General features: G+C 74.7%; 8 protein-coding genes. 5 read left to right on the top strand and 3 right to left on the bottom strand.

Annotation, left to right across the window (positions count from 1 at the left end):
- The first annotated feature begins 21 nt into the window (after positions 1-21).
- Positions 22-2,799 carry a DUF7824 domain-containing protein gene (locus AC07AW_RS26650; RefSeq protein ID WP_478817973.1) on the top strand — a complete coding sequence of 926 codons (2,778 nt, stop codon included), beginning with the start codon at positions 22-24 and terminating at the stop codon, positions 2,797-2,799.
- Between the two features lie 88 nt (positions 2,800-2,887).
- Positions 2,888-4,327, top strand: a complete 1,440-nt coding sequence (locus AC07AW_RS26645; protein ID WP_478817972.1) for a GNAT family N-acetyltransferase — start codon at positions 2,888-2,890, stop codon at positions 4,325-4,327.
- Here AC07AW_RS26645 and AC07AW_RS26640 read toward each other — a convergent pair.
- A complete protein-coding gene (locus tag AC07AW_RS26640; RefSeq protein ID WP_478817971.1) occupies positions 4,239-5,465 on the bottom strand; it encodes a trans-sulfuration enzyme family protein in 1,227 nt (408 codons plus the stop codon). The genes AC07AW_RS26645 and AC07AW_RS26640 overlap by 89 nt on opposite strands.
- A 59-nt stretch (positions 5,466-5,524) precedes the next feature.
- Here AC07AW_RS26640 and AC07AW_RS26635 point away from each other — a divergent pair, with 59 nt between their 5' ends.
- The 3 genes from AC07AW_RS26635 (at position 5,525) to AC07AW_RS26625 (ending at position 8,295) form a co-directional block, all read left to right on the top strand.
- Positions 5,525-6,022 carry an Lrp/AsnC family transcriptional regulator gene (locus tag AC07AW_RS26635; protein WP_030686247.1) on the top strand — a complete coding sequence of 166 codons (498 nt, stop codon included), beginning with the start codon at positions 5,525-5,527 and terminating at the stop codon, positions 6,020-6,022.
- 40 nt (positions 6,023-6,062) lie between these two features.
- Entirely contained in the window at positions 6,063-7,775 is a 1,713-nt protein-coding gene (locus tag AC07AW_RS26630; protein ID WP_478817970.1) for a DUF885 domain-containing protein, read from the top strand.
- Positions 7,776-7,845: 70 nt separating this feature from the next.
- Entirely contained in the window at positions 7,846-8,295 is a 450-nt protein-coding gene (locus AC07AW_RS26625; RefSeq protein WP_478817969.1) for an Lrp/AsnC family transcriptional regulator, read from the top strand.
- Here the strand turns inward: AC07AW_RS26625 and AC07AW_RS26620 are convergent.
- A complete protein-coding gene (locus AC07AW_RS26620; RefSeq protein ID WP_478817968.1) occupies positions 8,285-11,317 on the bottom strand; it encodes an AAA family ATPase in 3,033 nt (1,010 codons plus the stop codon). The genes AC07AW_RS26625 and AC07AW_RS26620 overlap by 11 nt on opposite strands.
- A complete protein-coding gene (locus tag AC07AW_RS26615) occupies positions 11,314-12,483 on the bottom strand; it encodes an exonuclease SbcCD subunit D (protein WP_478817967.1) in 1,170 nt (389 codons plus the stop codon). The genes AC07AW_RS26620 and AC07AW_RS26615 overlap by 4 nt, the downstream gene beginning before the upstream one ends.
- Between the last annotated feature and the right edge of the window lie 176 nt (positions 12,484-12,659).

Raw genomic sequence — 12,659 nt, 5'->3', positions numbered from 1 at the left:
GAAAACAGGACAGGGGACGACATGGGGAACGGAACGGGAAAGAACGTGGGGAACGGCGTGGGGACGGGCGTGGGGAACGGCATGGGGACGGGGAGGGACGAGGTGGAGGACGTGGCCGCGGGCGGGGCGGAGGGCCCGGGCGCGGGCACCGGTGCGGGCCACCACTCCGGCGTCGAGAGGCTGCTCGCCGTGGTGCTGGCCGGGGAGGCTCGTGAGGTGCCGGCCGCGTTGGAGCCGCTGGACGCCGCCGAGCGCAAGGTCGCGCTCGCCCGGCTGAAGGCGCTGCGCGCCGAGGTGCGTGCCGGGAAGTGGGCGACGCCGCCGTACGTTCCGAACCGCATCCGCAGCGCGCTGTACGTGGCGGGCGCCGGGTGTCTCCCGACGGCGGCGGCCGCCGCGAGCTGGCTCGGCGCGCGCGACCTCCAGATCTGGCCGGAGGACAAACCCCTGGCCCTCGCGGCGCTCGGCGATCCCGACCCGGAGTGGGCGGCGGACCTGGCGGGGCGTCTGGCCGGGCGCCGGGCGGTGGCGGAGAACAGCTACCCCCTCCTCCACGGGCTGATCGTCCGCGCAGGACACACCGTCGCGCCGACCGACGGTTACGTCACCGGGTGGACCTGGCACCTCTCCGACGACCGGCTCGTGGAGCGGCTCCGGGAGGACCCGCAGACACCCGCCCTGGTGGCGCACGCCCTCGCGATGGCCGAGCCTCCCGAGCGGCTGACCCGTCCGGTCGGTCGCCGGCCGGAGAGGCACTGGCCGTCGGCGCTGCGGACGCTCGTCGAGGAAGGGGTTCTGGACCGTACGCAGGTCCTGGACCTGTGCGTGTCCCGGCTGCTGCGTGGCGGCCCCGTCCGGAACCTGCGCCTCCCGCTGGAGATGGTGCAGCTCCTCGCCCCGGACGCGGAGGAGCTGCGGGCGCGGATCCCGGACTGGGTCGGGATCGCGGCCGACGCTCCGTCGATCGTCGCCGGGTACGCGCAGGACGTCCTGGTGGAGCTCGCCTCGGCGGGTGCCGTGCCGGTCGGTGCGCTGGCCGAGATGACGTCCGGTGTTCTCTTCCGTACCGAGAAGAAGCTGGTACGGGCCCAGTTGGCGCTGGTCGGCAAGGTGCTCGCGCGGGAGCCGGGCGCGGCCGGGGAGCTGCTGCCCGCCGTGACGGAGGCCTTCGGGAACGAGGACACCGATGTGCAGGAGCGGGCCCTCAAGCTGGTCGCCCGTCACCTGCCTGCCGTGGACGCGGAGGTGCGGCGCGAGCTGGCAGAGGCAGCCGGGCTGCTGAGCCCGACGCACCGGCACACCGCCGAGGGGCTGTTCGGCGCGGACCTGGAGGAGGAGGTGTCAGGGCCGTACGAGGAGATCCTGCCGCCCGTGCCCGAGGCGCAGCGGGTCGCGGTCCCGGCGACGACCGTCGAGGAGCTGCTTGCGGAGCTGGTGGTGAAGCGACTCTCCGAGGAGCCCGTGGCGTTCGAGCGGGCGCTCGACGGTCTGGTGCGGCTTGCGCACCGGGACCGGGCGGCCGTGGCGGAGGCGGTGCGGGAGGCCTTCCCCTGGACCCGTTGGCAGCAGGAGACCCACTACTTCACCCACGAGGCCCATGGGATCCATGTGGTGCTGGCGGGGCTGCTCGGTCTGCTGAACCAGAACCTCGTCGACTTCCACCGGAGCAAGGGGCAGAGCGTGGACTCCTGTCTCCACCAGGCCCTGTCGGGGGTCCTCGACGCCCGGCTGTGGGAGGCCGCCGACCTGGTGGGCACGGACGCGCTGCCGTTCCTCCTCGCCACGCCGACCTGGCACACGGGGGCGATCGATCCGATGGTCCTGGTGGAGCGGCTGCGGCAGTACCGGGACGCGGGCGTCGAGCCCGCTCCGGCCGATCTCGCCCAGGCCCTGCTGCGGGTCCTGCGGGCCGATCCGTCGGCGGGGCGGGCGGCCGAGGAGGCGGCGGCGCTCGGCACCGCGGCCGGCCTGCGGCTCGCCGCCTGGCTCCGGGAGGAGGCGGCTGTGGGCGCGACCGTACGGTTCCTCCGGCGGGACGAGGACAAGTCCCTGCGGAGGTACTACGTGTTCGACCGGATCGTGGTCGACCTCGGCGAGCACCCGGCGGTCCGGGCGGAGTTCCCGCCCGCCTTCCAGTGGCTCGGGGGTGCCCTGGGGGCGATTCCCCGCCGCTGTTACCACTGGGTGGAGGGCCGCGCGCAGTGGGCTCCGGTGCTGCCGGCCGACCGTGAGCTGCTCGCGGCCTGTCTCCTGCCGGCGATCGCGCACTCCGCCGAGGCGGACGCGCGCGGGGCGACCGAACCGCTGACAGCGCTGGTCGAGGCCGACGGCCCGGTCGGCCGGGCGGTCCTGTTGACGCTGGCGTTCGGTCTCGCCTGCGTGGACGCGGACGACCGGCTGCGCGCGGTGGACGCGGTGCTCGTCCTGGCGGCGCGGGGCGAGCTGGACGCCCGGCGGCTCGGCGAGGAGCTGGCGTGGCTGGTCACGGAGGGCTCGGTCAAGCCGAACCGGCTGGCGGACGCGGCCCGTACGGCGGCCGCCACGGGGGCGTACGGGACGGTGTGGGCGATCCTCGCGGCGATGCTTCCGGAGCTGTCGGCCGGAGCCAAGCCGGTACGCGGGCTCGGCGAGGTCCTCGCGGTCGCCGCCGACTGTGTGGAGCGATGCGGGGCCGGCGGCGGGGTCGCCGGGCTCGACACGCTCGCCTCGGGGCGTTCCTCGCAGCTGGTGGTGCAGGCCAAGCGGCTGCTGAACGCACTCCGCCAAGGAGCCGATCAGCGTCTGACAGAAACGGTCTGAATCGGCCTTTAAGCCGCCAGATCGGCGCTTAACCCGTCAGTCACAAAGCGTTCGTGATCACGCAACACCGCTGGGTCACAGTGAAGCCATGACCCACGTGACGTCTTCGAAGAGCACCCGCCGTCCGCACCACTGGCGGCACGACCTGATCGAGCTCGCCGCCATGTTCACCGCCGTGGTGGTGGCCGACACGATCGCCAAGACCATCGCCAAGGGCCCCGACGGCCCCTCCCTCCTGGTCTTCTCGGCGATCGCGCTGGTCGCCACCGCCGGGTTCCACACCTGGTGGGCGCGGCGGCACAGTCATGCCAGCCATGCCCCGCCCGCCGGTGACACCGGCGGGCGCTCCACCACCGAGCAGCCGGCGGCGGACCCGCGGAACGACACGGAGACGCAGTCCGCGCCGCCCGCCGAGACGGCGCTGTGGCGGATGCGGACCACCGTCGAGGACACCCCGGGCAGCCTCGCCGCGCTGTGCACGGTCCTCGCCCGCCTGGGCGTGGACATCCTCACCCTCCAGACCCACCCGCTGGGCGACGGCACCGTCGACGAGTTCCTGCTGCGCGCCCCCGCCGACCTCTCCGCGCAGGCCCTCGCCCGCGCGACGGCGGCGGCCGGCGGTCGCGACACCTGGACCGAGCGGGCCGACGCCCACGACCTGGTGGACACCCCCACCCGGGTCCTCGGCCTGGCCACCCGTACCGCCCTCGACGCGGCCGAACTGCCGCTCGCGCTGCGCCAGCTGCTGGGCCGCTGCACCCTCCACTCGGTGCCGGCGGTCTCGCTCACCGGCCGCCCCACCGGCGAACAGGCCCCGGTCGAGGGCGTCCTGGAGGAGACCGTGATGCGGCTGCGCGACCCGCACGGCGGCACCCTGATCATCGAGCGGCCCTATCTGCCGTTCACCCCGACCGAGTTCGCCCGGGCCCGCGCCCTCGTCGAGCTGGACGCCCGGCTCGGCCCCCGCGTCCCGCGCAGCCAGGACGTGCTGACCCTGCCCGAGGGCAACGAGATCACCGTCCGCCGCGCCGACCAGCGCGACCTGGCCGCGGCGCGCGCCATGCACGACCGCTGCTCGGCCCGCACCCTGGGCCTGCGCTACCACGGCCCGGTCGGTGACGCCGACCGCTATCTCGACCACCTGCTCAGCCCCCGCTTCGGCCGCACCCTCGCCGTCCAGACGGCCTCGGGCCGTCTCGTCGCCCTCGGCCACCTGCTGTGGGACGGCGACGAGACGGAGGTCGCCCTCCTCGTCGAGGACGACTGGCAGCGGCGCGGCATCGGCTCCGAGCTCCTCGGCCGGCTGGTGGCGATGGCCGAGGAGACCGGCTGCGACAGCGTGTACGCCGTGACGCAGTCCTCCAACACGGGGATGGTGGCCGCGATGCGTGCGCTGAACCTCCCCCTCGACTACCAGATCGAGGAGGGCACCCTGGTCATCACCGCCCGGCTGGCCCCGGCACCGCGACCGGCCGCCCGGACGCAGCAGGAGCAGCCGCACGAAGGGGCCCGGCCGGCGGAGCGCTGAGCGCCTGGGTCAGGTCGCGCCACAGGTCCTCGACGTCCTCCAGGCCAACGGACATGCGGAGCAGTCGGTCGCTGACGCCGGCCGAGCGCCGGTCGCCCTCGGCCACGATCCGGTGGCTGATGGAGGCCGGGTGCTGGATGAGGGTGTCGACGCTGCCGAGACTGACCGCCGGGGTGATCAGACGCACTCCGGCGATCACGTCGTGCGGGTCCCCGTACACCTCGAAGGCGATCATCGCGCCGCCGATCCGCGGGTAGTGGACGCGGGCGATCCGGGGGTCGGTGGCGAGCCGCCGCACGAGCTCCGCGGCCGTCGAGGACGCCGCCCTGACCCGTACCGGAAGGGTGGAGAGACCGCGGAGGAGCAGATAGCCGGCGAGCGGGTGGAGCACCCCGCCGGTGGCGAAGCGGACCTGCCGGAGGGTACGGGCGAACTCCTCGTCGCAGGCGACGACGCCGCCCATGACGTCGCCGTGGCCGCCGAGGTACTTGGTGGCGCTGTGCAGCACGATGCGGGCGCCCTGCTCGACGGGGCGCTGGAGCACCGGCGTGGCGAAGGTGTTGTCGACGAGCAGCGGGACGGAGCCGCAGGAGTGGGCTATGGCCCGGATGTCGGCCTCGGCAAGCGTCGGGTTGGCGGGCGACTCGACCATGACGAGGCCGGTGTCGGGCCGGATCGCGTCGGCGATGCCCGCCGGGTCGGTCCAGGTCACCTCGGTGCCGAGCAGCCCGGCGTCGAGGAGGTGGTCGCTGCAGCCGTACAGCGGGCGGACCGCGACGACGTGGCGCAGGCCCTGGCTCGCGCGGGCGAGGAGCACGGCGGTGAGGGCGGCCATGCCGCTGGCGAAGGCGACGGCGGCCTCGGCGCCCTCCAGGCGGGCGAGGGCCTCCTCGAAACGGGCCACGGTCGGGTTGTCGAGCCGGGCGTAGACGGGCGGACCGTCGAGCCGGGCGCCCGTGGTGGCGAACTCGTCGATCCGGGCGGCCTCGGCCCGGGCGTCGTACGAGGGGTAGGTGGTGGACAGGTCGAGCGGCGGGGCGTGCAGCCCGAGGCCGGCGAGGTCTTCGCGGCCGGCGTGCACGGCTTCGGTGGCAAGGGCCCTCGGGGTGACCGAGAGGCCGTGATCCATGGCGTCCATGGCGGCACTGTGAACGGATACCGGGAAGTAGCGGGAAATCACCGTGCTACGTTCGCCAGATGGCTGATTCTGTCGTACTGGACGCGGTCGATCTGCACATTCTTCGCCTCCTGCAGAACGACGCCCGGAGCACCTACCGCGAACTCGCCGCCGAGGTCGGCGTCGCACCCTCCACCTGCCTCGACCGGGTGGCGCGGCTGCGCCGCACCGGAGTGATCCTCGGACACCAGCTACGTCTGGATCCGGCCAAACTCGGGCGTGGGCTCGAAGCACTGCTTCTGGTCCAGGTCCGCCCCCACCGGCGTGAACTGATCGGTCCGTTCGTCGACCGGATCCGGGCCCTGCCCGAGTCCCGGGCGCTGTTCCACCTCACCGGGCCCGACGACTACCTGGTGCACGTGGCCGTGGCGGACCCCGCCGACCTGCAGCGTCTCGTCCTCGACGAGTTCACCTCGCGCCGCGAGGTGGCCCGCGTGGAGACCCGGCTGATCTTCCAGCAGTGGGAGTGCGGCCCCCTCCTGCCGCCCTCCCCCGGCCCTTCCTTGTCAGCCGACTGAGCCTGGACGAGGGTGACGCGGGCCCACCGGAGGCATCAGGATGACTCCCATGCCAGACACTTCCCACAGCCCGCTGCCCCGCCAGGTCGCCGACGAGCACGTCGACGCCCTCATCGCCCTCGACCCGATCATCGGTACGTACCTGGGAGTCAAGGAGAGCGCCGGACGGCTGCCGGACTTCTCGCCCGCCGGGCAGCGGGCGGTGGCCGACCTCGCCCGCCGCACGCTCGCCCGGCTCGACGAGGCGGAGCGGGCCCCCGGCGCGGACAGCGACGCCGAGCGGCGCTGCGCCCGGCTGCTGCGGGAGCGGCTGACGGCGGAACTCGCCGTGCACGAGGCCGAGGAGTACCTCTGCGCGGTCAGCAACATGCGCTCGCCCGCGCACAGCGTCCGGATCGTGTTCACCGTGATGCCGACGGAGACCGAGGCGGACTGGACGGCGGTCGCCGCCCGGCTGCGCGCGGTCCCGGCCGCGTTCGAGGGCTACCGCGCCGCGCTCGCGCTCGGCCTGGAGCGCAAGCTCTTCGGCGGGCCGCGTCCCACCGCCACCTTCGTCGAGCAGCTCACCGAGTGGGCCGGCGGGGAGAGCGGGAAGCCGGGCTGGTTCGAGGAGTTCGCCGCCGCCGGCCCTGCCACGCTCCCCGAGGAGCTGCGGGCCGAGCTCGCGGCGGCCGCCAAGGGCGGCACCGCGGCTGTCGAGACGCTGCGGGACTGGATGCGGGACGTGTACGCCCCGGTCGTGGCCGACGCGCCGAACACGGTGGGCCGCGAGCGCTACCAGCGCTGGACGCGCTTCTTCAACGGCACCGACCTGGACCTCGACCAGGCGTACGCGTACGGCTGGAGCGAGTACCACCGCCTCCTCGGCGAGATGCGGACCGAGGCCGAGCGGATCCTGCCGGGCGCGGGCCCCTGGGAGGCGCTCGCCCACCTCGACGAGCACGGCACCCACATCGAGGGCGTCGAGGAGGTCCGGGTCTGGCTCCAGGAGCTCATGGACGAGGCGATCGCGGCGCTCGACGGGCACCACTTCGAACTCGCCGAGCGCGTACGGCGGGTGGAGTCCCGGATCGCCCCGCCGGGTGGCGCCGCCGCGCCGTACTACACCGGTCCTTCCGAGGACTTCTCGCGCCCCGGCCGCACCTGGCTGCCCGTGGACGGCACGACCCGCTTCCCGGTGTACGACCTGGTGTCGACCTGGTACCACGAGGGCGTGCCCGGCCATCACCTGCAGCTCGCGCAGTGGGTGCACGTCGCCGACCGGCTCTCCCGCTACCAGGCGACGATCGGCAAGGTCAGCGCGAACTCGGAGGGCTGGGCGCTGTACGCGGAGCGCCTGATGGACGAACTGGGCTTCCTGCCCGACGCCGAGCGGCGCCTCGGCTACCTCGACGGCCAGATGATGCGCGCGTGTCGGGTCATCGTGGACATCGGCATGCACCTCGGTCTGGAGATCCCCGCGGAGTCGCCCTTCCACCCGGGCGAGCGATGGACGCCGGAGCTCGCCCAGGAGTTCTTCCAGCTGCACAGCAGCCGGCCGCCGTCCTTCGTGGAGAGCGAGATGACCCGCTACCTGTCGATGCCGGGCCAGGCGATCGGCTACAAGCTGGGCGAGCGCGCCTGGCTGCTCGGCCGTGCCAACGCGCGGGCCGCGCACGGCGACGCCTTCGACGCGAAGGCCTGGCACATGGCGGCGCTCTCCCTGGGCCCGCTGGGCCTGGACGACCTGGTGGACGAGATCTCCCGCCTCTGAGCCGTTCGGATGGCGAGAATCCCCGGTCGTTCCCTTGATCGACCGGGGATTCCCCTCCAGGCTCTCCCTCATGAGCCCCGAATACACTCCGGACGCCACCGACTGGCGCATCCTCGAAGCCCTCCAGTCCGAGGGCCGCGCCAGCTTCGCCGAGCTCGCCCGCGCGGTGTCCATGTCGCCGTCCGCCGTGACCGAGCGGGTGCGGCGCCTGGAGGACGCCGGGGTGATCACGGGGTACACGGCGATCGTCGACCAGGACCGTCTCGGCCTGCCCATCCTCGCGTTCGTGCGGCTGCGCTACCCGCACGGCAACTACAAGCCGTTCCACGACCTGATCGACACCACGCCGGAGGTCCTGGAGGCCCACCACGTCACCGGCGACGACTGTTTCGTCCTCAAGGTCGCCGCCCGCTCCATGAAGCACCTGGAGGGGATCACGGGGAAGATCGCCACGCTCGGCGCGGTGACCACCAGCATCGTCTACTCCTCCCCGCTGCCCCGCCGCTCCCTCAGCCGCTGAGCGCTTCCCCTCCGGTGCGCAGCCGGACCGCGGAGCCCTGGCGCGCCTTGACGACCTCCAGCTGGGCCGGGATGCGGCGGCGCAGGTCGCCGACGTGGCTGACGATGCCGACGCTGCGGTCCCGCTCGCGCAGCGAGTCGAGGACGTCGAGGACCTCGTCGAGCGTCTGCTCGTCGAGGCTTCCGAAGCCCTCGTCGATGAAGAGGGTGTCGAGCCGGACCCCGCCGGCCTCGTCGGTGACGACGTCGGCGAGGCCGAGGGCGAGCGCGAGGGAGGCGAAGAAGGTCTCGCCGCCGGAGAGCGTGGCCGTGTCGCGTTCGTTGCCGGTCCAGGCGTCGACGACGTGCAGTCCGAGGCCGGACCGCTTGCCGCCGGAGCGCGCGTCGGAGTGGACGAGGGTGTAGCGGCCGGAGGACATGTGCTGGAGGCGGGCGCTCGCGGCCGCCGCGACCTGTTCGAGCCGGGCGGCGAGGACGTACGACTCCAGGCGCATCCGGCGCTCGTTCTCCACGGAGGTGCCGGCGGTGAGGGCGGCGAGGCGGGCCACCCGGTCGTACTCCTCGCGCAGCGGCCCGAGGCGGCGGGCCTCGATGCCGGCCTGCCGGGAGAGTCCGTCGAGTCCGGTGGCCCGCTCGCGGGCGGCGGCGAGGGCGGAGTCGGCCTCGCGGAGGGCGCGTTCCGCCGCCCTGTGCGCGGCCTCGGCGCCGGCCGGGTCGGCGGGCGGCAGGGCGGCGGCCTCGGCCGTGCCGGGCTCGGCGAGCCGGTCGGCGACGGCGGCGGCCTCGGCCTGCCAGGCGTCCACGCGCTGCTGGAGGGCTCGGCGTTCGCCCTCGCCGAGGAGCGCGCCGGCGGCCTCGGCCGGGGTGACGAAGCCCGCGCGGTAGGCGGCGTCGGCGAGCCGGTCGTCGGCCTCCTTGAGGCGCTGGGCGGAGAGTTCGGCGGTGCGTACGGTTCCGGCGGCGTCGACCAGGAGGGCGATGCGCCGCTCCAGGCGGGTGGCGTGTTCGGCCACGCTGGCGAACTCGCCGCGTCCCCGGGCGAGTTCCTCGTCGAGCGCGGACTGCTCCCGCTCCAGGGCCTCCCGGCGCGAGGTCCGCGCGGCGACCCGCCGCTCGGCCGCCCGCTGCGCGCCGACCCGCTCCTCGTACTCCCGCTCGGCCCGTGCGAGCGCCTCCCGCGCACTGTGCGTCTGCCCGGCGAGCGCGTGCGCCTCGGCATGCAGCCGGGCCAACTCGTCGGCCTCGGCTGCGAGTTCGCCGACGGTCGGTTCCGGGGACTCAGGCCCTGCCTGGACCTCCGTACGGGCCGCGGACCAGGACTCGCGGGTGACGGCAAGGTCGCGTTCGGCGGCCGTGCGGGTCTCCTCGGCGCGGGTGTAGGCCGCGTAGGCGGCGTCCTCGGTGGCACGGTCGACGTGGTCGGCGGTGGTGCGGGCGGGCGCCGGGTGGGCGGTGGAGCCGCAGACCTGGCAGGGGTCGCCCGGGGTGAGGGTGACCGCGATTTCGGCGGCGATGCCCTCCAGACGGCGGGACTTGACGTCGAGCCAGCTCTCGTGGGCGGTGTTGCGCCGCTCGCGGGCCTCCGCGAGGCGGGACTCGGCAGCCAGGGTGGCCTCGCCGAGGGAGTCGCGGCGGCGGGCCGCGGCGAGCCGGCGGCGGGCAGGGTCCAGGCGTCCCGCGAGGTGTTCGGCGCGGGCGGCGGCGTCGCGGGCGGCCTCGACACGCTCGGTGAGGGCGGCTCGGCGCGGTTCCCAGCCGGCGAGCCAGTCGGCCGCGTCCCGGAGGGCGTCCTCGTCGGCACGTGCCTCCCGGGCGAGTACGGTGCGCTCCTCGGCGACGGCGGTCGCACGGCGCTCGGCGCGGCGGGCCGCGTCGAGTCCGCCGAGCTCCTCGCGCAGCCGGTGTTCGAGGGCGGAGAGCTGCTCGGCGCCGGCCTCGGCGAGGCCGGGGGGCAGCTGGGCGCGGGCCCGCTCGCGGGCCGTGTGCGCGGCGGTGTGCTCGCGCTCGGCGTCCCTGCGCAGTCCGAGCGCGGGGGCCACCCGGTCGGCCTTGAGGCTCCGGTCGAGGGAGTCCTGGTGGCGGTCGCGCTCGGGGGTCTGCTCGGTGAGCCGCTCGCGGCGGCGGAGGGCGTCGGCGTGTCGGGCCTGCCGGGCGGCGAGGTCGTTCGCCGCGTCGAGGGCGGCGCGCGCGGCGGCCTGCCCGCCCTCGGCCGCGGCGAGCCGCATGCCCGTGATGTCGAGGACCTCACGGGCCTCGGTGCGGGCGACGGCGGCCCAGGTGAGGACGGAGTCGGCGAGCCCGGGGTCGCCGGGACGGCCCTCGACGGGCGTGCGGGCGGCGTCGAGGCCATGGGCGGCCTGGGTCATGCGGTGGGCGAGGGTGAGCAGCCGCGCGTCCCCGTCCTCGACCTGCTGCTGTGCGGCGCGGCGCAGCTCGGCGAGGCGTTCCTCGACGGCGGCGAAGCGGCGGGTGTCGAAGAGGCGGCCGAGGAGCTTGCCACGGGCCTCGGCGTCGGCGCGCAGGAAGCGGGCGAAGTCGCCCTGCGGGAGGAGGACGACCTGGCAGAACTGCTCGCGGCTCATGCCGATGAGCTGGGTGATCTCCTCTCCCGTCTCCTGGTGGGAGCGGCTGAGGCCGGCCCATTCGCCGGTGGCCGGGTCGTACTGGCGGAGCCAGGTCTGGGCCTTCTCGGTGGTGAAGCCGCCGCCGCGCTTCTTGGGCCGCTGCTGGGCCGGGCGGCGGGTGATCTCCAGGCGCCGGTCCCCCACGGTCAGTTCGAGGAGGACCTCGGTGTACGTGCCGACGGGGGCGTGGTCGCTGCGCAGGGAGGCGCCGCGGCTCTGGCGCTCGCCGGGCACGCTGCCGTACAGGGCGAAGCAGACCGCGTCGAGGACGGAGGTCTTGCCGGCGCCGGTCGGCCCGTGGAGGAGGAAGAGCCCGGCGGAGGACAGGGCGTCGAAGTCGACCTTCTGCGTGGTGCCGAACGGCCCGAACGCGGTGATCTCCAGGCGGTGCAGCCTCACCGGCCCACCTCGCGCTCGGTGAGGTCGACGCGGACGTCGTCGAACGCGCCGTGCAGGACGGCCCGTTCGGCGCCGTCGAGGGCGGCGCCGCCGCGTACGTGGGCCACGAAGTCCTCCGCGATCTGCTGGTCGCTGCGGTCCCGGAGCCGCTGGGCGTAGGAGGCGCCGGGGTCGTCCCCGGTCCGCTCGGGGTCGAAGACCAGGTTGAGGGTGTGCGGGAAGCGTCCGGTGAGCCGGGCCATGGGCTCGGCGGGCCGCACGGGGTCGGTGAGGGTGGCCTCGACCCAGGACTGCTCGTGCGGGGTGAGCGCGGGGTCGTCGAGGAGGTCGTCGAGCCGCCCCCGGATCCGGGCGAGGGGGCGTGGAACGGGGCAGTCGAGGCGTACGTCGCCGGTGATCGCCCCGTTCTCGCCGAGGTCGATCAGCCACATCGTCTTGCGGTGGTCGGCCTCGGAGAAGGAGTAGGCGAGCGGCGAGCCGGAGTAGCGGACGCGCGGCGTGAGGGTCTGGCTGCCGTGGAGGTGGCCGAGGGCGACGTAGTCGACGCCGTCGAAGATCCCGGTGGGGACGGCGGATACACCGCCGACGGTGATGTCCCGCTCGCTGTCGCTGGGCGCGCCGCCCGCGACGAAGGCGTGGGCGAGGACGACGGAGCGGGTGCCGGCGGGCCGGCCGGCGAGGTCGGCGCGGACCCGGTCCATGGCGGCGGCGAGCACCGCCTCGTGGCCGGCCTTCTCGGCGCCGAGCCGCTCGCGGACGAGTGCGGGTTCGAGGTAGGGCAGCCCGTAGAGGGCGACCTCACCGTGGGCGTCGGAGACGACGACGGGGGTGCCGATGCCGTCGGGGTCGGTACGCAGGTGGATGCCGGCCCGCTCGATGAGTCCGGCGCCGACGCCGAGCCGGCGGGCCGAGTCGTGGTTGCCGGAGATCATGACGGTGGGCACCCCGGCCTCGGCGAGGCGGTGCAGCGCGGTGTCGAAGAGCTCGACGGCGGGCAGCGGGGGCACGGCCCGGTCGTAGACGTCCCCGGCGACGAGGACGGCGTCCACGTCGTGCGCGTGGACGGTCGCCACGAGGTGGTCGAGGAAGGCGGCCTGGGCTTCGAGGAGGCCGACGCGGTGGAAGGACCGGCCGAGGTGCCAGTCCGAGGTGTGCAGGAGCCTCACGATGCCGTCCCACCCCGCATGTGCCCGCTCCTCGCCGCCGGTTCCCGTTGATGCGCGCCTCGATGCGTGCGTCGTTGTGCGTGTCGACGCGCGCTTCGAAGTGCGCCCACCACGCTATCCCGAGCGGGAGGGTGGGCGGGGCGGGTCCACGCGCGTGCGTGGGGCGGTCCCCGGTG

It is taken from the genome of Streptomyces sp. NPDC044003, assembly GCF_056435185.1.
This window is presented reverse-complemented; position numbering and strand designations above follow the sequence as displayed.